The sequence below is a fragment of the Sphingobacterium sp. NPDC055346 genome, assembly GCF_053645235.1.
In genome coordinates this window covers 460,899-486,440 of record NZ_JBSHMI010000003.1, presented here as the reverse complement: position 1 = coordinate 486,440, position 25,542 = coordinate 460,899, and the positions used below count along the sequence as shown (strand labels likewise).

23 protein-coding genes are annotated in these 25,542 nt (G+C 41.8%); 16 read left to right on the top strand and 7 right to left on the bottom strand.

Translation table 11 applies throughout. The features are described 5' to 3' along the window. Positions 1-631: 631 nt before the first annotated feature. Entirely contained in the window at positions 632-952 is a 321-nt protein-coding gene (locus ACWICE_RS09050) for a hypothetical protein (RefSeq protein WP_454298157.1), read from the bottom strand. 134 nt (positions 953-1,086) lie between these two features. On the opposite strand from ACWICE_RS09050, the gene ACWICE_RS09045 reads away from it, so the two are divergent. Beyond that, positions 1,087-2,364 carry a hypothetical protein gene (locus ACWICE_RS09045; RefSeq protein WP_454298156.1) on the top strand — a complete coding sequence of 426 codons (1,278 nt, stop codon included), beginning with the start codon at positions 1,087-1,089 and terminating at the stop codon, positions 2,362-2,364. On the opposite strand, the gene ACWICE_RS09040 is transcribed toward ACWICE_RS09045, so the two are convergent. Beyond that, on the bottom strand, positions 2,365-3,516 hold the full coding sequence (locus ACWICE_RS09040) for an acyl-CoA dehydrogenase family protein (protein ID WP_454298155.1): 1,152 nt from the start codon (positions 3,514-3,516) through the stop codon (positions 2,365-2,367). Between the two features lie 281 nt (positions 3,517-3,797). On the opposite strand from ACWICE_RS09040, the gene amaB reads away from it, so the two are divergent. The 6 genes from amaB (at position 3,798) to ACWICE_RS09010 (ending at position 12,016) form a co-directional block, all read left to right on the top strand. Then, complete coding sequence (gene amaB, locus ACWICE_RS09035) at positions 3,798-5,327, top strand: L-piperidine-6-carboxylate dehydrogenase (protein WP_454298154.1); 1,530 nt, start codon at positions 3,798-3,800, stop codon at positions 5,325-5,327. Positions 5,328-5,347: 20 nt separating this feature from the next. After that, positions 5,348-6,640: an L-lysine 6-transaminase gene (gene lat, locus ACWICE_RS09030; protein WP_454298153.1), complete on the top strand. Its 1,293-nt coding sequence runs from the start codon at positions 5,348-5,350 to the stop codon at positions 6,638-6,640. 786 nt (positions 6,641-7,426) lie between these two features. Next, positions 7,427-9,292, top strand: coding sequence for a DNA mismatch repair endonuclease MutL (mutL, locus tag ACWICE_RS09025; protein ID WP_185217305.1), 1,866 nt, complete (start codon positions 7,427-7,429; stop codon positions 9,290-9,292). A gap of 15 nt (positions 9,293-9,307) precedes the next feature. After that, positions 9,308-10,024, top strand: a complete 717-nt coding sequence (locus tag ACWICE_RS09020) for a rhomboid family intramembrane serine protease (protein WP_185213989.1) — start codon at positions 9,308-9,310, stop codon at positions 10,022-10,024. A 16-nt stretch (positions 10,025-10,040) separates the two neighbouring features. After that, entirely contained in the window at positions 10,041-10,916 is an 876-nt protein-coding gene (locus ACWICE_RS09015) for a rhomboid family intramembrane serine protease (protein WP_454298152.1), read from the top strand. Next, positions 10,916-12,016, top strand: coding sequence for an endonuclease/exonuclease/phosphatase family protein (locus ACWICE_RS09010; RefSeq protein WP_185213987.1), 1,101 nt, complete (start codon positions 10,916-10,918; stop codon positions 12,014-12,016). Before ACWICE_RS09015 ends, ACWICE_RS09010 begins: the two co-directional genes overlap by 1 nt. On the opposite strand, the gene ACWICE_RS09005 is transcribed toward ACWICE_RS09010, so the two are convergent. After that, on the bottom strand, positions 12,013-13,617 hold the full coding sequence (locus tag ACWICE_RS09005) for a S41 family peptidase (RefSeq protein WP_185217307.1): 1,605 nt from the start codon (positions 13,615-13,617) through the stop codon (positions 12,013-12,015). The two genes, ACWICE_RS09010 and ACWICE_RS09005, sit on opposite strands and share 4 nt — an antisense overlap. 137 nt (positions 13,618-13,754) lie before the next feature. On the opposite strand from ACWICE_RS09005, the gene ACWICE_RS09000 reads away from it, so the two are divergent. The 3 genes from ACWICE_RS09000 (at position 13,755) to ACWICE_RS08990 (ending at position 16,335) form a co-directional block, all read left to right on the top strand. Then, the gene (locus tag ACWICE_RS09000) at positions 13,755-14,321 is read left to right on the top strand and encodes a hypothetical protein (protein WP_185213985.1); all 567 of its coding nucleotides are present in this window, start codon (positions 13,755-13,757) and stop codon (positions 14,319-14,321) included. 78 nt (positions 14,322-14,399) lie between these two features. Beyond that, a complete protein-coding gene (fumC, locus tag ACWICE_RS08995; protein WP_185213984.1) occupies positions 14,400-15,797 on the top strand; it encodes a class II fumarate hydratase in 1,398 nt (465 codons plus the stop codon). A gap of 64 nt (positions 15,798-15,861) precedes the next feature. Continuing rightward, a complete protein-coding gene (locus ACWICE_RS08990; protein ID WP_237219509.1) occupies positions 15,862-16,335 on the top strand; it encodes a fumarate hydratase in 474 nt (157 codons plus the stop codon). A 52-nt stretch (positions 16,336-16,387) separates the two neighbouring features. On the opposite strand, the gene ACWICE_RS08985 is transcribed toward ACWICE_RS08990, so the two are convergent. From ACWICE_RS08985 to ACWICE_RS08975, 3 genes are all read right to left on the bottom strand, one after another. Next, positions 16,388-17,494: a toxic anion resistance protein gene (locus ACWICE_RS08985; protein WP_185213983.1), complete on the bottom strand. Its 1,107-nt coding sequence runs from the start codon at positions 17,492-17,494 to the stop codon at positions 16,388-16,390. 1 nt (position 17,495) lies between these two features. Continuing rightward, positions 17,496-18,281 (bottom strand): hypothetical protein, encoded by a 786-nt coding sequence (locus ACWICE_RS08980; RefSeq protein WP_185217309.1) that lies wholly within the window; start codon positions 18,279-18,281, stop codon positions 17,496-17,498. Between the two features lie 99 nt (positions 18,282-18,380). Further along, positions 18,381-19,898, bottom strand: a complete 1,518-nt coding sequence (locus ACWICE_RS08975; RefSeq protein ID WP_454298151.1) for a hypothetical protein — start codon at positions 19,896-19,898, stop codon at positions 18,381-18,383. Between the two features lie 130 nt (positions 19,899-20,028). Here ACWICE_RS08975 and yiaA point away from each other — a divergent pair, with 130 nt between their 5' ends. From yiaA to ACWICE_RS08955, 4 genes are all read left to right on the top strand, one after another. Then, positions 20,029-20,496: an inner membrane protein YiaA gene (yiaA, locus tag ACWICE_RS08970; protein WP_185213980.1), complete on the top strand. Its 468-nt coding sequence runs from the start codon at positions 20,029-20,031 to the stop codon at positions 20,494-20,496. An 89-nt stretch (positions 20,497-20,585) separates the two neighbouring features. Then, positions 20,586-21,536, top strand: coding sequence for a DUF2157 domain-containing protein (locus tag ACWICE_RS08965; RefSeq protein WP_454298150.1), 951 nt, complete (start codon positions 20,586-20,588; stop codon positions 21,534-21,536). After that, complete coding sequence (locus tag ACWICE_RS08960) at positions 21,526-22,596, top strand: DUF4401 domain-containing protein (protein WP_454298149.1); 1,071 nt, start codon at positions 21,526-21,528, stop codon at positions 22,594-22,596. Before ACWICE_RS08965 ends, ACWICE_RS08960 begins: the two co-directional genes overlap by 11 nt. Beyond that, positions 22,583-23,068 carry a GDYXXLXY domain-containing protein gene (locus tag ACWICE_RS08955; protein ID WP_454298148.1) on the top strand — a complete coding sequence of 162 codons (486 nt, stop codon included), beginning with the start codon at positions 22,583-22,585 and terminating at the stop codon, positions 23,066-23,068. The genes ACWICE_RS08960 and ACWICE_RS08955 overlap by 14 nt, the downstream gene beginning before the upstream one ends. Before the next feature lie 194 nt (positions 23,069-23,262). Here the strand turns inward: ACWICE_RS08955 and ACWICE_RS08950 are convergent, their stop codons facing one another. Then, positions 23,263-23,637 (bottom strand): DUF3127 domain-containing protein, encoded by a 375-nt coding sequence (locus ACWICE_RS08950; RefSeq protein ID WP_313260359.1) that lies wholly within the window; start codon positions 23,635-23,637, stop codon positions 23,263-23,265. A gap of 65 nt (positions 23,638-23,702) precedes the next feature. Between ACWICE_RS08950 and ACWICE_RS08945 the strand changes: the two genes are divergently transcribed. Together ACWICE_RS08945 and ACWICE_RS08940 are read left to right on the top strand one after the other, a co-directional pair. Continuing rightward, entirely contained in the window at positions 23,703-24,866 is a 1,164-nt protein-coding gene (locus tag ACWICE_RS08945; protein ID WP_454298147.1) for a THUMP domain-containing class I SAM-dependent RNA methyltransferase, read from the top strand. Beyond that, a complete protein-coding gene (locus ACWICE_RS08940) occupies positions 24,847-25,515 on the top strand; it encodes an HD domain-containing protein (protein WP_185217314.1) in 669 nt (222 codons plus the stop codon). Before ACWICE_RS08945 ends, ACWICE_RS08940 begins: the two co-directional genes overlap by 20 nt. Positions 25,516-25,542 lie beyond the last annotated feature (27 nt).

Genomic DNA, 25,542 nt, shown 5'->3' with positions numbered 1-25,542 from the left:
CCTGCCGCTAGCGTTCATCCTGAGCCAGGATCAAACTCTCCATTGTAAAATGAAGTGTAAGACCAAGACTATTTATAAAATAGAATTGTTGTCTTGTTAAATGTTTTCCTCCCGCTCCGGGATACCTGAATAAATTGATTTCTTAAATCTTTGTTCAGCTACCGTACTCTCGTACGGGTCGCTGCGCTACATGATCATTTAAAGAACTTATCGCGCCTGGGCATCTCGCTTCGGCTGTATATCGTCTCCTTTTAAGGGGAGTTGATGTGTCATTTCTTTCGCTCCGGACATCGCGTCCGTCGCTGTTTCCCTTGGTTGGGACTGCAAAGGTAGGAACCTTTTTTGAAACCGCAAAATCTTTTTTCAAATAATTTTCGTGGCCCTTTTTCGGCGGTCGGCATGGCCTGCAATCGTGCAGCTCTGCTTCCCCTTTCCTTCCCGTATTTCAGTGGCCGTGGGGCCGTCCCTCCCTTGCGGAGTGGTGCAAAGATAGGGACAAAATACGTTCACTTCCAAGGGAGAGGCCAAAGTATTTTTACCGCCGCCAGCTAACTCGCTGTAGCATTGCCAGATAATTTTTCCAAAAGACGGGTCTGAACCAGGATTAGAGGGATTGGAGGATGGACCAAGATCATGAAAAGGAACCAGGATGGTGAAGATGGGAGGATGGACCAGGACAGGAAGGGACGGACCTGATGCGCCATGATCCTGAAATATCCTCCAATCCGTTCCATCCTGGTTCAAAACCCAGATCTTGGCCCATCCTCCCATCCCCTTGATCCCGGTCCAACATCCTCCCCTTTCCACCTGACCTCATTCGACCCACATTCCGAAAATTCGCAACGCGAGCGACCAAATCCCCTGTGCGTCCTCGGGTACGCTCCGGCCGGTTTACCTGTTCTCTCCGGACCATTCCCGAACATGCCCCGAAGGAGTCCCGAAGGAGAGCCACAAAAAAACACCTCAATTTTGAATCAAAACAGACTACAGGCCATGACCCACATTCGTTAAAAACACTTAAATAATCCAGCAACAAAGGTCCCGCCACTCATTATTTCCTATATTTAAGAAACCAATAAATTCCTTATGGAGCAGACTAACCAGAAACAGCCGATTGAAGTATTCCCCAAAAACCCCATCCTATTTAGGTTTTGCTTTATATTAATAACCCTCTTTATCATATTGATAAATAACAACAGCTTCTTTTTCTTACTCTTCTTGGAGCACATTCTCACTCCAGTCTTAACTGACCTCCTAAAATTCCTGGCTTCTGGGTTTGTGAAGTTCGATGGGAACATGCCCTTTAGGAGTGGAAGCGGAGACACCACCTTGCAATGGCTACTCCTATTATTGATCAGCATAGTATCTATTATAGGATGTATTATATGGACACTCATCGATCGGAAAAATAAGGTCTACCCAAGATTATACTATTGGCTCACGGTGCTGATCAGGTATTACATTGCTATTACCATGTTGATGTACGGATTCGTCAAAGTTTTCTCTCAGCAATTTCCAGCCCCAGATCTCATCAGACTGACTGAACCCCTATATAAGTTTTCACCGATGGGATTGGCATGGACCTTTTATGGAGCTTCGCCCGCCTACAATATATTTATAGGTATTGCCGAAATGTTAGGCGTCTTGCTGTTGTTCCGAAAGACGACCACCTTGGGGGCATTGATCATGCTGGGGGTCAGCATAAACGTAATGGCTACAAATTATTTCTATGATGTACCCGTCAAGATGGTTTCCACGGCCCTGGTTCTGTTCAGTCTTTTTCTGTTGGCACCAAATATCAAAAGGTTCTATATGCTATTGATCAAACAGAAACCGGTCCAGCTCAGCAGACCGCCGCAGCCCACCTTCAGCAAACGCTGGAAACGGATTGCATTTATCTCCATAAAATACCTATTCATAATATTGACAGTCGCCTCCCTGATTCCAAGGACTCATTCAACCAGAAAGTACATCGCTCAACTCCAGGGTAAAAAAAGCGAACTGTACGGCGCATATTATATACCCTTTAAGGAACATCTGAACCGAAAGAAAATAAACATGCCTGACCATTGGCACTACTTAATATTCACTAATGAAAACAGCTTAACGGTTCGGGATGAAAGTATGGACCTGATATACTATCAGCTTATCCCCACAAAAGACAGCAAGGAATTTAGAATCGTAGGGAAATACAATGAACCTTCGCTGGACCTGAAATACCGACTAAAGGAAGATGGATTGATTCTCATGGAAACGGACAGCAAGGATTCCACATCTATCTTTTTGGAGAAGATAGATATGGAGAACATTGACCTGAAGACCCGCACTTTCCGCTGGGTGCAGGACTATCCTTATAATAGGTAGTTAAAAAGCATTGATGCCCGTGATGTCATTTCCGGTAATCAACAGATGTACATCGTGGGTACCTTCATAGGTAATGACCGATTCCAGGTTCATCATATGGCGCATGATCGGATAATCGCCGACAATACCCATAGCGCCTAATATCTGCCTGGCTTCACGGGCCACCTGCAAGGCCATATTCACATTATTGCGTTTGGCCATGGATATCTGTGCAGGTGTTGCACGGTCCTCATTCTTCAACTGCCCTAACCGCCAGGACAGCAATTGTGCCTTGGTAATCTCCGTGACCATCTCTGCCAATTTCTTTTGCTGCAGTTGAAAAAAAGCAATGGGCTTCCCAAATTGCTTGCGTTCCTTGGCATATTGCAATGCCGTCTGATAACAATCCACTGCAGCACCGATGGCTCCCCAAGAAATACCATACCGTGCAGAATTTAGGCAGGACAATGGGCCTTTCATGGAACTGACTTCGGGAAGGACATTATCTTGCGGAATAAAAACCTGATCAAAGACCAGTTCACCTGTTTTTGAGGCCCGCAGCGACCATTTATTCAGGGTTTCAGGTGTACTGAATCCTTCAAAGTCCCTTTCAACGATCACCCCACGGATCTTTTTATCCTCATCGCGTGCCCATACCACGGCGATATCACAGATTGGCGCATTGGTGATCCACATTTTGGAACCAGACAAGCGGTACCCCTCCCCGTCCTTTAGCAACTTGGTCTCCATACTTCCAGGGTCAGAGCCATGGTTAGGTTCGGTAAGGCCAAATGCGCCGATGAGTTCTCCCGTTGCCAATCGAGGCAAGAACCTATGTTTCTGTTCTTCCGAACCGAACTTATAGATCGGGAACATCACTAAGGAGGATTGCACCGAAGCAGCAGACCGAATGGCCGAGTCACCAAACTCCAGTTCCTGCATAATCAATCCATAGGACATATAGTCCAGTCCTACCCCACCATACTCTTCGGGAATAAATGGACCGAGTGCACCAATAGCACCTAGTTTTTTCATCAAGCCCGGAATTTCCTTATGTTCCTGGGCATATTGATCGATGACCGGTAGGATCTCGAATTTTACAAATTCACGGATGGCATCCCGAACAAGGATCTGCTCAGGGGTCAAAAACTCTTCAATTTGGTAGTAGTCCATGGGTAATTTAGATTTATAGACATTAGCTAATAGGCAGACCTTAAATAGCCTGTGCTAAAAAGTCCTAATGCTTTTCGAATCTATCGCAAATAACCTGTTTGAAAAATGACTAAAATCACCATTACAACAAACAATTGTGAATAACATCTTCAAATCGCACCAGACATAGTCTACGGCCCATTATCTTATGTCCAAATTACAAAATAAATTCGACCAAATTCAGTTGACAACAAAATATATTCGCTATATTTATAGAAATTTCGAATAATATAAACCATATTATGACATCAAAAGAATTAAAAACACTTGGGATCGAGGCTGAAAACCTAGGTACATCGACAGGGAGCAAATGGTTTGCTCAGGGTGAGTTGATTGAATCTTATTCACCTACCAATGGCAAATTGATTGCTAAGGTAAAGAGTACGACCAGGAAAGAATACGAAAAAGTAATACAAGAGGCAGAGAAGGCGAAATTGGTTTGGCGCGATATCCCAGCACCAAAGCGTGGCGAGATTGTCCGTCAATTAGGAGAGAAACTTCGCGAGCTGAAACCTATTCTAGGCAAGCTGGTTTCCTATGAAATGGGGAAATCCTACCAAGAAGGAATGGGTGAGGTTCAGGAGATGATCGATATCTGTGATTTTGCAGTGGGCTTATCCAGACAATTATATGGAAATACCATCCATTCAGAAAGACCAGGTCACCGCATGTACGACCAATATCATCCATTAGGGATCGTGGGTATCATCACCGCTTTCAATTTTCCGGTAGCGGTCTGGTCATGGAATGCTGCCTTGGCCCTAGTTTGTGGAGACGTAGTAGTATGGAAGTCAAGTGAGAAAACACCATTGTGCTCAGTAGCCTGCCAGCATATCATAGCCGATATATTGAAAGCAAATAAGTTACCGGAAGGGATCTCTTCTATTATTGTCGGTGATGCCGAAGTAGGAAAATGGATTTCAGAAGACGAACGCATTCCTTTGGTATCTGCTACAGGCTCTACCCGTATGGGGAAAGAGGTTGCCACGGTTGTTGCCAAACGCTTGGGCAAATCACTATTGGAACTAGGGGGTAACAATGCGATTATCGTCAGTCCAAGTGCAGATCTGAAAATGACCATTATAGGAGCCGTATTTGGAGCCGTAGGTACTGCTGGGCAACGTTGTACAAGTACCCGTCGATTGATCATCCACGAAAGCATCTATGACAAGGTGAAAAAGTCATTGGTAGATGCCTATAAGCAGATAAAAATCGGAGATCCATTGGACAGCAACAACCACATGGGACCTTTGATCGATACCGCAGCGGTGAACATGTACCTTGATGCTTTGAAAAAAATAAAATCGGAAGGCGGAAAGTTGTTGACCAAGGGTGAAGTACTGGAAGGTAAGGGCTATGAAAGCGGTTGTTATGTGACTCCGGTAATTGCTGAGGTGGAGAACCATTTTGAAATCGTGCAACATGAAACCTTTGCCCCAATCCTTTATTTAATAAAATACAGCGGTGAAGTAGATGCGGCCATTGCATTGCAAAATGGCGTTAAGCAAGGCCTTTCATCAGCTATCATGACCAATAGCTTGCGTGAGGCAGAACTGTTCTTAAGCCAGAATGGCTCGGATTGCGGTATTGCCAATGTCAACATAGGCACATCAGGTGCTGAGATCGGTGGAGCTTTCGGGGGAGAGAAAGACACAGGTGGCGGCCGTGAATCTGGTTCAGATGCATGGAAAGTATATATGCGCAGACAAACAAATACCATCAATTATACCACTAGCCTACCATTGGCACAGGGAATTAAATTTGATCTATAAAAATTAGATTATAAACGATTATGATAAGAGAAACACATAAAAGATTAGCAAAACATATCTTGGCAGATGGCCTTCCGGTTGTCATGGACCTTGAGAAATCCCACGGTTCATACATTGTAGACATCGACGGCAAGGAATATCTGGACATGTTCAGCATGTTCGCATCATCGCCTGTAGGCTATAACCATCCTTATATCCTGGCAAATGAAAAACAGTTGGAAAAGGTTTCCATCAATAAATTAGCGCTGTCGGATATCTATCCCGATGAGTATGCGGATTTCATGGATGTCTTTGAACGCGTAGGGATTCCAAAGGAACTAAGCTATTGTTTCTTTATCGATGGCGGTGGTCTGGCGGTTGAAAACGCCTTAAAAGCCGCATTCGACTGGAAAACCAGGCTGAACCTAGCCAATGGCATCGACCAGGAAGCGAGTCAGGTCATTCATTTCAAACAGGCATTCCATGGCAGGACCGGTTATACGCTTTCGCTGACCAATACCAAGGACCCGAGGAAATACATGTACTTCCCAAAATTCAATTGGCCAAGGATCAGCAATCCGAAATTGACCTTCCCATTAACGGAGGAGTCAGTTGCTGCGACCGTTGAGTTGGAAAAACAAGCTATTCAGGAGATCGAAGTCGCTATCGCCAATAATCCGAACGATATTGCCTGCTTGATCTTGGAGCCTATCCAAGCTGAAGGCGGGGACAACCATTTCCGTAAGGAATTCTTTGTGAAACTGAGAGAGATCTGTGACAAGAACGATATCATCTTGATCTTGGATGAGGTTCAGACAGGAATTGCCATGACCGGGAAAATGTGGTGTTACCAACATTACGGAATTGTTCCAGATGTAATTTCCTTCGGAAAGAAAACACAGGTCTGTGGGATCTTGGCCAACAAAGAGAAGTTTGACCGTGTTGAAAAGAATGTTTTCCAAGAGTCTAGCCGGATCAATTCTACTTTTGGAGGCAACTTGGTTGACATGATCCGTTTCAAATTGATCTTGGAGATCATTGAAAAAGAAGGTCTGGTCAATAAAGCGGAGTCGTTAGGTGAGTATCTTCAGGTAAAATTGATGGAACTGGCTGAAAAACACCCTTCCATCAGCAATGTTCGCGGAAAGGGATTGTTGGTTGCTTTCGACCTTCCGACGCCAGAGGCAAGAGATAAGTTTGTTTCTGACGCGATGGCTGAAAATATGTTGATCTTAGGCTGTGGTGAAAAGAGCATTCGATTCAGACCGCACCTGACGGTGAACAAAGAAGATTTAGACAAAGCGATTGCTATCGTTGATAAAGTGGTTGATTAAATATAATTGAATATCCCGATCGTAAGGTCGGGATTTTTTTTGTTGATTGGTTTCTGGCAAATATGGGGTTGGAATAATATTGAAAAACAAATCGGAATTCTACAAATATTTCACCCCATCCTGGGGTTTCTTTTTTTAGATGCCATTTTTCATGGTTCCATTTTTGGATAATATGTTTGGAAACCTATATAATACACCTTATTGATTTTGAAGGGAAACCTCCAGAGGGGGTGAAATATTTTTCTGCAATTTGTCTTGAAGAAATAAAATAGTTCGTTCGCTGTGCTCACGATGACAACGATTCTAAAAAAAATACAACAATAGATTCTTCGCTGCGCTCTAAATCCCCCCCAACCTATTTCCAATTCTGAAAGATTAGTGAAGAATCTGTACGTAAATGGCCCAAAACATCATTGTCATTTTCAATCGAAGATAGATAACCTGAAGGCCATTACTTTCAATGTTTGTATGGTTCCGAGCCCCTTCGTTCCTCAGGCTGACACTGGAAAGGATGACTTTTCTGCAAAAAAACCTAGTCGGGCTGATATATTTTTCCATCGGAAAAACTAAACCTTCTTTTTAGTATCCTTAAACTCTTTCAGCACTCCAAACAGCTTGCTTCCTGGATTGCAACAGCCAAGAGATGCATCTTCCGACCTTATTTCCAATAGGTTAGAATTCGATTTTTAAGTTGCTCAAGAAAGATCCAAAAATTGACAAAAATTAGCTGAAAGAGAAGGCCTGAAAACCCGAACGATTGGTGTCATTTTTGTACCTTTGTAGATTATGTCGGATATTATTCAATTGCTTCCAGATTCAGTAGCAAACCAAATCGCAGCGGGTGAAGTTGTTCAGCGACCAGCCTCAGCGATCAAGGAACTATTGGAGAATGCTATTGATGCAGGAGCAGATCATATAAAACTTATTATTAAGGATGCGGGCAAGTCATTGATCCAGGTGATCGACAATGGCTGTGGAATGAGTGTAACGGATGCGCGTCTATGTTTTGAACGTCATGCAACTTCGAAAATCCGAAAAGCTGAAGATCTTTTCGCGATCCGGACGATGGGCTTCCGTGGAGAGGCAATGGCTTCGATTGCGGCCATCGCCCACGTGGAACTTAAGAGCAGACGCATTGAAGATGAGCTTGGTACAGTGATAGAAATTGAAGGCTCGGAGGTGATCCAACAATTCCCCGATCAGGCTCCAGCAGGGACCAGCATCTCGGTAAAAAACCTATTCTACAATATTCCTGCAAGAAGAAATTTCCTGAAGAGCAATTCTGTAGAATTAAGGCATATCATAGACGAGTTTCAACGTGTTGCACTAGCACATCCTGATATTTTCTTCACTTTCCACAGTGATGGCAATGAAATGTTCCATTTACCTAAGGAAACCCTGAAACAAAGGATCGTTCACCTTTTCGGCAACAACTATAATCAGCGACTGGTTCCAGTTGAAGAAACGACCAGCATACTGAACATCAAAGGATTTATAGGAAAGCCGGAGTTTGCTAAGAAAACACGTGGTGAGCAGTTCTTTTTTGTCAATAACCGCTATATCAAGGACCCTTACCTGAACCATGCGGTGCTGAATGCCTATGAAGAGATCTTGCCCGCTGATACTTTCCCTTTATATGTGCTGTTCATTGATATCGATCCTTCGAAAATCGACATTAACGTGCACCCTACCAAAACGGAAATCAAGTATGAAGATGAGAAGGCGATCTATGCCATTCTGCGGTCTGCGGTAAAGCGTAGCATCGGGCGTTATAACATCGCTCCATCCTTGGATTTCGAGCAGGAGACTGGCTTTAATGAGCTGATCACGCCAAAACCATTGGATGAGATCCAGGTACCTACCATCAATTTCAATCCTAATTTCAATCCTTTTGATGATGGGATGCCGAAGCAACCGAGAAGGTATACCTATCCAGAGCAGATTGAAAGAAAGTCCAGCATCCCACAGAATTGGGACAGCCTGTACGAAATTACGGAAACGGAAGAAACAGAGCAATTAAGTCTATTGCCGGAGGATACCGAACTGAAATCTGAGGCCGAAATAATTCAGCCTTCTGACCAGCCGAAGAAGCAATTTTTTCAATTGCACAATCGTTATATAGTATCGCAAATCCATTCTGGATTTATGCTGATCGACCAGCAGGCAGCACATGAGCGCATCCTGTTTGAACAGTTTCAGCAGCAATTGCAGCACAATCAAGGATCGAGTCAGCAAAGTCTGTTTCCACAGACCATTGAGTTGAATTCGGCTGATTTTGCTTTAGTTCAGGAAATTTTGCCGGAAATCCATGCATTGGGATTTCAGTTGCGACCATTCGGGAAAACTACGTATATTGTAGATGGAATTCCTGCGGATTTAGAAAACATTAATGAAGGGCAGATTATTGAAAAACTATTGGAGGATTTCAAAAACCAGAGTGATTTGCGCCTAAACAAAAGAGAAAGGCTAGCAAAGAGCTTGGCTAAAAATGCCGCCATCAAACCGGGCACAAAACTGGAGAACGAAGGCATGGCAGAATTGATTGACAAACTGTTTGCCTGTGAATCTCCGAATATTTCGCTTTCTGGGAAGCCCGTCATCATCACATACACCTTGCAGGAGCTGGCAGAACGCTTTGGCAGGAATATTTAATTTTGAAATTATTATATGAATAACCTATTCGGCAATTTACCTACAGTGACTAAGAATCTATTGATCATCAATATCATCTGTTTTATTGGATCCATGATTTTCAGCCATGCCACGAATTTCTTTGGAGTATTTTATCCTGACTCCCCATTCTTTAAGATTTGGCAAGTCATCACCTACATGTTCATGCATGGAGGCTTTGCACATATATTTTTCAATATGTTTGCCTTGGTTATGTTTGGCGGTGTAATTGAGCGAATATTAGGCCCTAAAAAATTCTTGAACTACTATCTGATCTGCGGATTGGGCGCATTGGTGTTGCAATATGGCATCCAAGCCATTGAGGTTTATAATATCGCAGGTACGGTTAGGGCTTCACAATTCCTGAACTTTAACTTCACTACCGGAATGGTTTCGACCAATCTGCCGATAAGCCAGGATCAATTGGGCACCTTACTTTCCATTTATGGGACGCCATTGGTCGGTGCTTCTGGAGCGATCTACGGATTATTATTGGCTTATGGTTATCTTTTCCCTAATGCGGAGATAATGTTGATCTTCTTGCCTATCCCAATCAAAGCAAAATACTTCATTCCTATCTTGATCGTTATCGAGATCTTTTTAGGTTTTTCAAATTCGGGCGGTTCAATTGCGCACTTAGCCCACGTCGGTGGAGCGTTATTTGGATTTATCCTTCTAAAAATCTGGGGCATCAGAAGAACAAATTATTATTAAGATTGTATCCTAAGATATGAAAAAGGAAAACGGCATAAAGATGTTCTTTAGGACAACCTACCAAACAGGTTCTCCTATCCCCTATATCATCTCCGTTCAGATATTTGTGTTTATCCTGATTCATATTGCCGACTTACTGGTTGACTTGGGTGTCATTAAATTTCCATTGTACGATTGGTTGATCAGTAACCTGACTTTGCCCAATAGCTTTGCAGCATTTATCCAGAAGCCATGGACTTTAGTGACCTTTCCATTTGTATACATTGGACTGTTCAATATCGTATTTGACTGTCTATGGTTATATTGGATGGGAAGTACATTTTTGAATTTCCTGAACAAAAGACAGTTAATGACGGTCTTTGTGGGTGCTTTTGCCATTTCTGGAATTAGCTTCCTCGCGCTGTCTGAAATTGATTTCCTTGCAAAAGGACCAATCCCATATCTATTTTCAAATTCCATGGGACTTGCTGCCATTGTAGCTAGCCTATTGGTCCTGACCCCGAAGATGGAGATCAGGTTATTCCTGTTTGGAATCGTGAAGTTCCGGACCATAGCAATCGTTTTCTTGGCCTTGCAGTTCTTATTCTACGTATTTGCGAACCGTGCTGCGGCGGCGGCATTTCCATTGGCCATTCTATGGGGAATCACATTTATGTACCAACTGCAGGCAGGTAGGGACTTCAGTAAATTATTTTTGTACCATCCAAAAAAGAAACTTCGCGTGCTACATACCGTTAAAAAAACTCCAACCTATAAAAGCTATAAAGGCGATTTACCCAACCAGGAAGTAATAGATGAAATTTTGGATAAAATTTCTCAAAATGGTTATGAAAGTCTATCTTCACGGGAAAAAGAAATACTGTTCAGGGTAAGTAGAGAAGAGCAAGAATAATGTTGATTAAAAAAAAGAATTTAGGTTTCTTTAGCAAGACCGTTATGCTGGCCAATCTGGCTGCCATAGCTGCCCTTTTTTTATGTTATTCTGCCTCCATCATCAACCCTAAATCCTTCTGGCCAATATCATTCCTTGGCTTGGGATATCTACCCATCTTATTGATCAATCTAGGGTTTATTTTCTACTGGATCCTTCGCAAACCGAAGTATTCCCTATTTTCCCTGATTGCCATCCTGATCGGCTGGAACCTGATGACCAAACATGTCACGTTCAACTCTCCTGATCCTGTGGTAAAGAATGATTCCTCCCTTCGCGTTATGACCTACAATGTGCATATGCTGGAACCGGTTGAGAAAACAGATAAACCGGCAAAAGATGAGTTCACGGAGGTTATCAAGGAGGTTAATCCCGATGTATTATGTTTGCAGGAGTTCAGCAGCACCATCAAAGGGAACAAAAGGTTCAGTGAAAAGATCAAGTCAAAGATCAACTTCGATAGTTATTATTTTGCCCCTTCCCAACAGAACGAATACAACGCTTACGGACAGGTCATCTTTTCTAAATTCCCGATCATCAACTCGGGTCTGATCAAGAAAAATGAATATGGGATCAACCGTGTAATCTATGTTGATATCGTCAAGAATAAGGATACTGTGCGTGTTTACAATGTACACCTACGTTCGTTTGGCCTCCAAAATGAGGATAAAGAATTCATCCAGAATCCTAAGACTGGCGATGGTACGGAAGAAACCAAGACCAAGCAGGTAGGCAGGAAGTTGAAATGGGCTTTTGAGCAGCGTAGCGACCAGGCAGAGTCCCTATATGACCATATGCAAGAGACCAAATTCCCTAAGATCGTCATGGGAGATTTCAATGATACGCCAATGTCCTATTCTGTCAACTTGATTGGCAAGGATATGAAGAATGCTTTTCAGGAAAAGGGAAATGGCTGGGGAGTTACCCATTTTGAGTTATTGCCCATCCTGCAAATTGATTATATCTTTTGTGAGAATAACTTTACGGTCAATAATTACAAGGTGGTCAAGAAGAAGTTATCAGACCACTACCCTATCTATGCAGACCTCAGGATAAACTAGGTTGTATTCCCTTCTATTTGTCCCAATGCAGACTCTACAAAGGCATCATATCGGTTTTTGACCTTGTAATAGGCCTCTCTTCCAAAATAATACCTACCCAATAAAGCTTCAATATCACTTTGGATCAGATCGTGAAGGTCCCTTTGTTTGCTTGCTGAAATATTCCAGCCTCTATCTGTCAGGAATTTGATAAAACTATTGTATTCGGAATCTGGGAGGTTATACCCTTGCAAGAAATTTTCAATGGAGTAGGCTGGCAATTTCTTGGTGAACCGACTGTAAACAAACTGTTCGATCAAGCTGGATTGCACCAGATCCTTGTACAATAAGCTGACCTCATTTGAATCGACTGGGATAATGACGTCTGGCACAATACCGCCACCACTGAAGAGCTTTTTGCCTAATTTGGTTTGATAGGCCTGGGCATGGGCATATGTGGTATCCAAAGACCATAAGCCTTTGTACATATTGACATAGTCGTTCATGATCGTCCAATTAGGACTATATTTCCTTTGAATGCTTCGGCCTAATGGCGTGTAGTACCTCGCAATGCTGAGGTTGATGGTAGATCCATCGGAGAAATCGAAAAGTTCCTGTACCGTAGCTTTACCATAGGTCCTTCTTCCGATAATGGTTCCACGGTCCCAATCCTGTACCGCTCCGGATACCACTTCGCTGGCAGAAGCCGTACGTTCATTGACCAACAGCACCAGTTTACCTTGGCTGTAGCTTCCATTTCCTTCTGAGAGATAATCCAGTCGATCTTCATGGGCTCCTTCGGTATAGACCATCAAACGTTGGTCGGGGAAGAATTCGCTGGCCATTTTAATGGCAATATGGAAATATCCGCCTCCATTATCACGTAGGTCAAGGATCAGGCTTTTTGCGCCTTGTTTTTTAAGATCAATAACTGCGTTTTTAAATTCTTCTGCTGTCTTTAGGGAAAACCTTCGGATACGGATAAAGCCAATGGTCGGTTTTATCATATAAGCGACATCCAGCGAGCTGACATTGATCTGGTCACGGATGGCCTTCAGTGGACCTGGCATTTTTATGGAATCTCGCTCGATTACCATGGAAACAACAGAACCACGCTTCCCGCGCATTAACTTTTCAACCTCATCCTTGCTGACCAAGGTACCGGCAACATCACGTTTACCAATCTTTAGGATCCGATCCCCTACTTTGAAACCACCTTTGTCCGCAGGACCATTGGTAATCACACCTACGACCAATAAGGTATCATTCAGACTGAAATACTCCATACCGATTCCTTCGAAGGTCCCTTCCAGGACTTCGCTCTGGTTCTTGGATTCATTCGGTGTCAGAAAGGTGGAATACGGGTCTAAGTGAGAGATAATATGGTTAATGGCTCCGTTTTGGACGGAATCCATATTGATGCTATCGACATAACGATTGGAAATCAGGTCTACGACCTGTTGGATCTTATAGGAATTATCAGAGAGACCAATAGGCACTAAGGATCCGCCGGTATTGAATCCTTGCTGATCAGAATAATTCTGGCCAAGTATCAATCCCAATAGCAGGGTGGCGGCATAAGTTGCTGCAACAAAAATATTTCGTTTTCTACCTTTTTGCATTTACGGTCTGGTCCGCAAAATTAATGAATAACCAATTGTTTAAAAGAAATTTATAATAATTATTTTATAACAATTAACAGTCCAAAAAGGACCTTGGAACATAATATCTCCGCAATTTTCAATAATTTTACAGTCAGATGCACGAATTGGAACCATATTACAACTGGCGAGACTATTATATAGCCTCAGAAGATGAACGTAGTCCATTTTTTGGGACTGTTTACAGCGAGTTTGAATACGATAAAAGAATCTATAATTACCTACTTCATCCGCAATGGGATTATTTTGGTTCCCAGACGCTTTACCTGAAGATCCTTTTTGCTGATTATGATAAAGGATACTGCATCATTGAGTTTATTGGCGAATGGAACGATGCCATTTACAACGATATCATGGTCCTGAAAAGGGAATTGATCGACCTATTGATCGAAGAGGGCATCAACAAGTTTATCCTGATCGGTGAAAACATCCTGAACTTCCATGCTTCGGATGATTCCTATTATGAGGAATGGTTCAATGATATCGAAGATGGATGGATCGCTGGAATCGACTTCAGGGAGCATGTGATCAAAGAATTTATGGACAACCATATCGACTACTATATCAATTTCGGAGAATACCTCAACAACTTTCCTTGGCGGACCTTAAAACCTAAACAGGTATATCATCATATCGAGGAACATATACAGAAGCGGTTATCCTAAAATATAGGGTAATAGGCTGGCTTATTTTAGCTTAATTCTCTATTTTTCCTTAGATTTGCCTATCAAAACATTGTAATTATGTCATTCAGAATAGAAAAAGACACCATGGGTGAAGTTCAGGTTCCAGCGGACAAATACTGGGGTGCACAAACTGAACGTTCTAGAAACAACTTTAAAATCGGACCGGCAGCTTCTATGCCTCATGAAATCATCGAAGGATTTGCTTACTTGAAAAAAGCAGCTGCTTATGCAAACTGTGAATTAGGAGTATTACCGCAAGAAAAACGTGATGCTATCGCTGCAGTATGTGATGAAATCCTTGCCGGTAAGCTTGATGATCAATTTCCTTTGGTAATCTGGCAAACAGGTTCGGGAACTCAATCCAACATGAATGTAAATGAAGTAGTTGCTAACCGTGCTCAGGTATTAGCTGGTGGAAAAATTGGTGAAGGTGACCCTGTATTGAAAGCTAATGACGATGTAAATAAATCACAATCTTCAAATGATACATTCCCAACAGGAATGCACATCGCTGCCTACAAAGCTGTTGTGGAAGTGACTATTCCAGGTGTTGAGAAATTACGCGATACCTTGAAGAAAAAATCTGAAGAGTTCATGAACGTTGTAAAAATCGGCCGCACACACTTAATGGATGCGACTCCTCTTACATTAGGTCAAGAACTTTCTGGATATGTTGCGCAATTGAACTACGGAATCAAAGCGGTTAAAAACACCTTAGCTCACCTATCTGAATTAGCTTTGGGGGGTACAGCTGTAGGTACCGGATTAAATACGCCAAAAGGATATGACGTATTGGTAGCAAAATATATCGCTCAGTTTACAGGATTGCCATTTGTGACTGCTGAAAATAAATTTGAAGCATTAGCTGCTCATGATGCAATCGTGGAAACGCACGGAGCATTGAAGCAATTGGCCGTTTCATTGAATAAGATCGCAAATGATATCCGTATGTTGGCTTCTGGCCCTCGTTCAGGAATCGGAGAGATCTTGATCCCGGAGAATGAACCAGGATCTTCTATCATGCCAGGAAAAGTAAACCCAACTCAATGTGAAGCATTGACAATGGTGGCCGCTCAGGTGATGGGTAATGATGTTGCTATTACCATTGGTGGTACTCAAGGACATTACGAATTGAACGTGTTCAAACCAGTTATGGCTGCAAACTTCTTACAGTCTGCTAGATTGATCGGTGATGCTTGTGTGTCTTTCGAAGAACACTGTGCAATTGGTATTGAACCAAACTACGATCGTATCAAACAATTAGTAGACAACTCATTGATGTTGGTTACTGCCTTGAACACCAAGATCGGTTACTATAAAGCTGCTGAGATTGCTCAAACAGCTCATAAAAACAATTCTACCTTGAAAGAAACAGCTATCAAATTAGGTTATGTAACTGCTGAGGAATTTGACGAGTGGGTTAAACCTGAAGAGATGGTAGGTAGCTTAAAATAACATAGTGAATAAACAGAATAAAACATATTCTCAATTAAAAGCATACTTATCGATTGTGATAGGTATGCTTTTTATTTTCTCAAGTTGCCAAAGGCATTCTGATATGCAAGGCGAAGGTGAAGATTATCTGCAAGGTGTATGGGTGCAGGACAGTATTCCTGGACAAGAAGAGATGCTGAATTATACCTTACATGAGTTTAGATTCACTTGCGATTCGGTCTATACCATTATGCATGTCAAGAACGATGTCAAGAGCATCCCTGATAGTTGCTATAAAGATGGCAAATGGACTGAATACGCCAAAGCAGTGTACTCTGTCCGTGCTGACAGCATGATCGTTGAAGGGGTATACACCAAAGAAAACGGTAAACAGAAGATTTCTGGCTGCTACAAGCAAGGTCCTTATGTACCGAGGTACTTGATAAAGTCCAAAAGCAAGGATAGTTTGGTATTGGAAAATAAATTTGATAGCCGGCCTATCATATTGAGAAAAACAGCCGATATTACCTGTGTTCCCAAGAAACGTTGGGAATTATAGATAAAAGAAAAAGCCAAGGATTACCTTGGCTTTTTCTTTTATCTATTAAATCTTAATTGATCAACCTGTTATCATCAGAAGATTTTAAGATATGGTTCTTAAGTTCAGTTTCCGCAATCAATAATTCCCCTTCTGCTACCTTACGTTTCTCACGACCTTCACGCTGAATTCGCAATACCTCTTCGATGGTAGTGATGATATCGGTATTAGCTTTCTTAATGGTATCCATATCAATGATTCCTCTTTCTGTTTCTTTGGCAACATTGATGGTTGCTTCTTTCAACATTTCAGAGTTTCTCTTCAGCAATTCATTTGTAGCATCAGTAACTGCTCTTTGTGCCTCTAAGGCACTTTGTGCATGGGCAATACCTAGTGTAAGGACCATTTGGTTCTTCCACAAAGGAAGTGTATTGACGATACTTGATTGAATCTTTTCCATCAAGGAACTACTGTTGCTCTGAATCATCCTAATCTGCGGAGCCGTTTGTAGCACCACCATACGGGTAAGTTTCAGATCATGGACCTTACGTTCAAAACGCACAACATGTTGTTCCATGTCTTTATACTCTTGCACCTTATGCTGATCGCCAGTTGCTTCAGCTTCAGCTTTCAGAGCAGGCAAAGTCGTGGTCAGGACTTCATTTAGTTTTTCTTCCCCTGCTTGGATATGCAGAGAAAGGTCCTTGAAATACTGTTGATTTTGGACAAATAGCTTATCGAAGATATTGACATCCTTCGCTAAGTTTTTATAATGTCCTTCCAACTTCAGTTCAATGGAATGGATGTTCTTTTCCACGGAAGCATACTCAGTACGCATTCTCCCGATTTTCTTTTTGAGATTATCAAAGAATGGCAATAAAGGTTTTTTATTAACCCTTTCATCAAACTCACGGATTTCAGAACGTAGGTTAACCAAAATATCCTCGGCACCTCCTAAATCTTTTGTACGGACTTGTTTCAAGATCTCGTTCGAGAAGTTGCTCACATTACTTTGCGTACCTACTCCAAACTGAATGATGTCCGTAGTAGAGGTCAAATTAATCTTGTCTTTATATTGCTTAATCAATTGTTTTTCCTCTTCTGAGAAATTCACTTTCACCTCTGAGGGCTTATTCTGGTTTTGATCATCGTCCAGATGTGTCAAATCTAAATTTGCCATATTATTCTTTTAAAAGGTTTCTACTTTTTAAGGTCTGAATATATACATCGGTTTCAGCCGACACATCTAACATTCCCATTTTAAATTGATTTGTTACTTCTTCTTCTACAGCGACCGCAGCTTGGCGTATCACCTCTTCCAGCTTTTTCTTGGACTCATAGGTCACTGTATTGTTCAATCTTGCGTTTTCCAATTCATCATATTGCATCAGCACATTCACGATGGTGGAGTGTCGAACCAAAAACTTCTCTGCTTCCCGCTTGTCCTTTTTCTCCAACAATTGAAATAACCGCAATATCTTGTCGATATCCTTATGGATGTTATTATTATCTATTTCTTTTCGCCAGTGCAATAGTCTTTCTACAAAAAATTGAGGAGTATCTATAGTTGGTGCGGATATTTCAAGACGTTTTTGAGAACCCATACTAGAAATCCAATACAGGTCACGGACTTCGGACAGTTCAAGTCTCTGTAAGTATGGCTTCGCTTGATTCAGCAGCAGGCCATTTCCAACTACATAAGACAATACCGATCCTCCCAATGTCAATAACATTGCCTGGCTTAGCGTCCCAAAAAACATAACGAAGGAAACAAGGAGTCCAATCTCGACTGCCAACAGCAGCCAAGCGGTAAACATCCAAGAACGCACCTTAGCTTTCTTTGCCTGCGACATCATCACCAAAGGATGCACATGTATTGGCAAAGGAAGAAACATCAGGATGGATAAAAAGGTCCATACCAGCTGTCTAATCTCCCAAGGTCTACTTTTTTTCGTTGCCCAACCCATTCTTTAAATTTAAATATTATTTGTAAAAATACACCAATTCTTATTCCAATGATAGCAATCAGCCATAGTATTAGGTAATTGGCGGTAAATCACCTGCCATTACGTCATTTTTGTCGGTGAATTCCCCTCAAGGTTTTCTATCAGTGTTAACGTAATGTCGTATGGTTTTCGTTTTTCCCAACGAGAAATTAACCAAGAAATGAAACTCAGATTAAAAATGTCCTTGTTTTCATCCAAGTCCAGCATAGAATAAACAGTTTCCTGGAAACTTTGTTGAAAGACCAGATCAGGTTTCATCAAATATTTCTCGACCAAGCCTAGAAAATCCAATACCCGCGACTCTTTCACCTGAAGTAGATATTGCTTATACCTCCGCTTGAAACTCTTCAACCTTGACATGGCCAATTCAATATTCTCAAACTGTGCATGCAATAATATTTCCATCAAGTTCTTACGGATACTCCACAGCATCCCTAACTTCTTTTCATACCAAGCGTCAGTATGTGTCAATTTTGACAGGGTCCTTATAGCCTTAAGGTCATTCAACTGACCCAAGAACATCGTTTTACTTAATATCAGGTCATCGATGTCAGCCTGCGCACTTTGTTTCCCCAAATTATCTAATGTATCATCAATAACAATAGCCGCTTCCGCTGCCCTACCAGAAAAAAAATAGTTCAATGCATAGAGCAACTGTTTTCTGTTCCATAGCAACGCCCTATACTGTTTATGCTGTTCTGATAAATCATCCAACTGCTTTAGGTATTTCAGGCTTTCTTCAAAAGACCTGTTCCTTAAACTAAAATTAGCCAAATAGTAAAGAATATGTAAATGATAAAAAACCTGGGAAGGTTGATTCATCTTTTGGCTTTCAATGAACCGATGGCTCTTTACCAAATACCTTTCCACCAAACTATAGTTCTGGTTGATGGCGGCGTATTCATTGGCTATAAATAAAATTTGATAAAGTGATTTATAATTCATCAGATCCAACATATTGATCTGATATTGCTTGATGGTCTTCTCGATCAACTCCGTCAAATTGATCACCTTGGCCTTCAAATGGATTTCATTCAATTCTTTCCGCAGTGCAGCATAGGCCAAACGCAACTTCGCCTCCCGCTGCATATGGTTCTGGTTGATCCGAAACTTTTCTGTCAGCTCATCCAGATTAACTGCAGCTTCTAGATGCGAATATTGTAGCTTTAACAACAGGATCTCATTCAATAAACTAAACTGCTCCTGCACAACCGCCAATCTTTCAGCCTTCTCCAATGACCTGAAACCGATCTTTTCCAGGTTGTTCTCAAGCAGATACCTCGCCACAACAAAATTCCGAAGGATATCATAAGATTCATCGGTACTGTTTTCAAAGGTTCTTTGTGAGAGGAACAGAAGCAGGCTATCGTGCAATCTTTTCCGCAAGGCATGGTATGCATCCCTGTTTTTAGAATTTTTATAAAGGCTTTCTATTGATTTTATATCGTCAGTTTCTATCAAATTGAACAATTTGATATTCTTCACATCATTCCTTTTATTTTTCTTTGTCAAATAACTCTTAAAATCACTTTTATCTTGATTATTCAACAATTTTATCAACTCATTAAGAGAATCCATGTGCAAACATTTTTATTAAACCACAACATAAATTTACATTATATATCATCAGTTAACAACAATTATTTGGTTTCACAGGCAAAGTTTGAACCCGACCTTTGGGTCAGTATTAATCATAAAAACAAAAAAAATGGAACCGCTAAATAACAAAACTGAGGAGATGTTAACTCCATTAAAACACACAGACGAAAACAGAAAGTCTTTCAAACCAACGGCTGCCTTTGTAGGGGCCTCATGGATCGCCATGTTAACTGGCATCTTCGGTTACTGCATCGGACTATGGAATGCAACGATGGAGCTCAATGAAAAAGGCTACTACTTTGTCATCCTGCTTTTCGGACTATTCGCCGTCATCTCCGTTCAAAAAAGCGTTCGGGACCGCGCAGAAGGTCTTGCAGTGACCGAGCTATATTACGGCATCAGTTGGTTTGCCACCTTGGCCTCTATAATTTTATTGATTATTGGCCTTTGGAATGCCGATCTATTCTTAAGTGAAAAGGGGTTTTACGCCATGTCGTTTATCCTGAGTGTTTTCTCAGCCATTGCTGTTCAGAAAAACACCCGTGACGCTAAATTATTTAAAGAAGAAAACATATAACTTAGCGGTTGCCCTGCAGTGTCCAGCATTGGCCTGCAGGGATTTTTACGCTAATTATTATCTTCACGTAAGCATATAATGGATATCGCATGAAAGATCTAGAAAGAAAAGATCTAGAACTGCTCTCCGTTCATTCCGACATCAAGGAAAACGAACTCCAGCAGTCTCTGGAAGAACATATATACCCAAACCAGGACGCTTGGGCACGATTTATACAAATCGTCCTATTGGCTTTGGGGATCGGCTTTATGGCCGCAGGAATTGTCTTTTTCTTCGCCTACAATTGGGAAGACCTCGATAAATTCGTCAAATTGGGAATCGTACAGGGCTTAGTCATTATCACGACCGGCCTGAGCCTGACCCTAAAAACCAACAAGCTATTAAAGGATATCATCTTAACTGCTGCTTCCCTCCTAGTCGGAGTGATGTTTGCCGTCTTCGGGCAGGTTTACCAAACGGGTGCCAATGCCTATGACTTCTTCCTTGCATGGACCATTTTCATCAGCCTCTGGGTGTGGATATCCAAATTCCCGCCACTCTGGCTCATGTATCTAGGCCTCATTAACCTCAGCATATTCCTCTACTACGAACAAGTGGCAAGGCATTGGGACTTTATTTACCTAACATCAGGCCTATTTATCTTAAACGCAGCCTTTCTATTAGTATGCATTTGGATCAACGAACAGAAAAAAGGAGAAATCCCATCCTATTTCAGTAATATCTTAGGCCTCGCTGCAGCAGTATGGTCCATCTATAGCAATATCTATTGGATTTGGGATGACCGATATGCAGATATGCCAGTTATCCTTGGAGCGACTGCCCTTTTTTATGGCCTAGGCCTTTGGTATGGCAACAAAAAGAACAACCCATTCTATATGGGTATCATACCGTTCAGTATCATCATCATTTTCGCATCCGTACTGTTGAAGATCAACGACGGCATGCAGATGTATCTATTGATTTCAGTATATCTCATTGTCACCATTAGCCTTGTAATCTGGAACCTTATTAAAATGCAAAGGAGGAATCATGGAAAATAATCAAACCCGAGAAGCTCTTTTAAAAGTTCAGGGAACGATTGGAAGAGAACTGAACATAGATCAAGCGGCAATGGATAGAGACTTGGTAAAGGATAGGCATAGCCAATCCATCACCATCAAGGTACTGTCCGTTATTGGAGGCATCCTAGCTACAGGCGCATTTTTACTGTTTTTGGAGTTGGCACACTTCTCCTCCAATCACATTCCAATGTTCATCCTTTCCGGCATATTCTTTATTGCATCCCTCTGGATCAACAAAAAATACGATCGCGTCATATTCGATACACTATCTGTCTGCATCTATTTGCTCAGTTTCATCCTATTTGGGATAGGCTATAATAAATTCGATGGCTATACCGATGTGCCATTGTTCGTCTACCAAGGACTTGCTCTCATCACATTGCTCTTCAGCCGAAGCTATATTTTGACATTCTGTGCCATCCTCATTTCTACAGGAACTTTTTTGGCATACTTTGCTTATAAGGAAGTTCCAGAGATCAACAATGCCCTTTTGATTCTTGTGGCGGTCCTTTTCATTTATTTCACCTTCAACGAAGGAAAACTGATGAAACGCAAGCCAATCCAAGGAAAGCGTTATTTGGCAATCCGCACAGGCTTGGCATTCTCTTACTTGATCTGCCTATATTATTGTAGCCGGTCAAGCTATATGCCCAATGCATGGATTATAGATTGGGCAACCTCAGGCGTATTGATCGCCCTGATCCTGTGGCTCATCAACTGCCTGCTCAATCGATTCCTATGTGAAGAGTCCGGCAAGAAAATCTTTATTTTCTTGTTGGTACTGATCTGTTTAGGATTCACAGCGATGAACCCCGCCATTTCAGGATCTTTATTGCTCCTGTTGGTTAGCTTCAAGGTCAATTACAGGACCGGATTCGCCCTGGGTATCCTTGCTTTTATATATTTCATCGGAATGTTTTACTACGACCTGAACATCAGCTTATTGCAGAAATCCATTGCCATGTTCGTCTCTGGCCTATTCTTTCTGTTGCTGTATCTCATGATCTTCAAAAAATCAAATTCACATGAAAAAGCTTAGCATTATTATCATAGTCATTAATCTGATCGCATTATTGATCTATTTCAATTACAGCATCCGACAAAAAGAAGATATCCTCAAAAATGGAAAGCTGGTCCTTTTGGAATTGGCGCCCGTTGATCCAAGGTCCCTGATGCAGGGTGATTACATGCGGCTGGCCTACGAGATACAGGATAACTTCGTCATAGACAGCATTCCTAAGCGTGGCTATGTTGTCTTAAAAGTTGACAATAACCAAGTAGGAAAAAGCATCCGTTGCCAGCCTAACAGAGAACCCCTGAACCCAGGCGAATTCCTGATCGAATACACCCGACCTAAATCTTGGCTGCTCAATATTGGCGCAGAATCCTACTTCTTCGAGGAAGGAACTGGGCAACGCTACGAAAAAGCCAAATACGGCGGCTTAAAGATCGACGAAAACGGAAACAGCCTGCTCGTTGGCCTGTATGATGAGAATAGGAAGGAGATTTGAGATGTGAGATATGAGATGTGAGATATGAGATGTGAGAAATTTCACGTACTATGTGTAGGGGACAAAAAGAGATAGTTTCAACAAATGATATAGCCATTTAATATCCCAGTTGATATCTCAAGTCTCATATCTCATATCTAAAACAAAGAAGGGGTTTCTTTATTGAAACCCCTTCTTTGTTTTATCTGTAAACCTTAGAACGGCAAATCGTCATCATCTGATGAGTTTGCAGAAATATCTACCGGTGGCATGTCTGTGTAACCTGGTGCTGGAGCAGCTTGAGCGGTATTCGCTACTTTCGTTACTCTCCATGCAACTAGGGAGTTAAAATAAGTTGTCACTCCATCCTTATTCGTCCAAGGACGACCACGTAGGTTGAAAGATACTTCTACTTCATCACCAACGGCTAGATTATCAAATATATTGACGCGGTCCTGTGTCGACTCGAAACGAATGTACTCTACAAACTGTGGGTTTTCAGCATAGGCAACGATCAAATCTCTCTTCTTGAAAGACTCTGTTACTTGTTGCGTCGCCCCTATCTCATGTACTTTTCCTCTTATTTCCATAACTTATTTATTAAACCGTAAAATTAAACATTTTTTGCTAAGAGAATAAGTAACTTTGCACAAATATGGCAGAAGTTTTCAACAAACAGAATAAGGTAATCGTTACTTGCAACCGTAGGTTGTCCCCTTATTTGGAACAGGAAATCCGTGAATTGGGATTTGATATCAAACGTGCATTCAATACTGGTGTAGAGCTACAAGCCTCTGTAAATGAATGCATCAAGTTAAACTTAAACTTACGTATTGCAAGTCAGGTTCTCTATGAATTGAAATCATTTAGAGCTAAAAATGCAGACGAACTTTATAAACAATTGGTGAGCATTCCTTGGGAAGATTTAATTCCGATTGATGGATACTTCTCGGTAACATCCCATGTTCACAATGAAACCATTACCACTCCTCTATTTGCGAACGTAAAGGTCAAGGATGCTATTGTAGACCGGATCAAGGATAAAAAAGGCATGCGTCCTAATTCAGGATCGGATCTAAACCGTGCTGTCATCCACCTGCATTGGATGGAAGACCGCGCAGAAATCTTCTTGGATACCTCTGGCGAAACCTTAGCTAAACACGGCTATAGAAAGCATCCCGGTAAGGCTCCAATGCTTGAGGCCTTGGCTACAGCTACCATCATGGCCACCCAATGGGATGGCAAAACCCCATTCGTAAACCCAATGTGTGGTTCCGGTACCCTAGCGATTGAAGCAGCCTTGATGTGCCAAAACCGCAAACCCGGTTTGCAACGCATGAACTACTCCTTTATGCATTTCATTGGTTACAATGAAGAGGTATTCTTCGAAGAACGCCGTATATTAAAGGATATCACTGACAAAACCAACCTTCCACATATCATTGCATCTGATATTTCTGAAGATGCTGTTGAAATTGCCAGACTCAATGCCCGCACCGCTGGGGTAGAACATTTGATCGAATTTGAAACCTGCGACTTTGCTGAAACTACAATTCCAGAAGGCGATGGTGTCATCATGTTCAATCCTGAATATGGCGAGCGACTGGGTGTACATAGCAAACTAGAAATCACCTATTCTCGAATCGGCGATTTCATGAAACAGAGCTGCAAAGGTTACCGAGGCTATATCTTCACCGGAAACCCAGACTTGGCCAAGAAAATTGGACTTAAAGCTTCCAGAAGATTCGAGTTTTTCAATGGTAAACTAGACTGTAGATTATTGCAATACGAATTGTACGATGGCTCAAAAGACAGATAAGCAAGAGCAACTCATCCAGAAAACAGCGGTATTTGTTGAAGAAAAACTGAAGGATGCTGAATCTGGCCACGATTGGTGGCATATCCTGCGCGTCTGGAACAATACCAAACTGATCCTGAAAGAAGAGGAAGCAGATGCCTTTGTCTGTGAATTGACTGCCTTATTGCATGATATCGCAGATAGCAAGTTCCATAATGGTGATGAAAGCATTGGCCCTCGGGTAGCTGGAGAATTCCTAAAATCCATTGAAGTAGACGATTCTACGATTGAACATGTGCAGAACATTATCTTGAACATGTCCTATAAAGCTTCCTTGGGGGAAGTCAGCTTCCACTCTAAAGAACTGGAAATCGTACAAGATGCTGACCGTCTCGATGCCATCGGTGCCATCGGCATCGCGCGCGCATTCAACTATGGCGGTTATAAAAACAGGGAAATCTATAATCCGGAAATCCCCGCTCTGGAAAACCAAAGCAAGGAAGCCTATAAAAACACAACGGCTCCAACCATCAACCATTTCTATGAAAAACTGTTGTTGCTAAAAGATAAAATGAACACTTCGACTGCCAAGAAAATCGCTCTGGGCAGGCACCAACACATGGAGTCATTTCTGCAACAATTTTATAGCGAATGGAACGGAGATCGATAAATTAATAATATCTTAATATTAATTGGG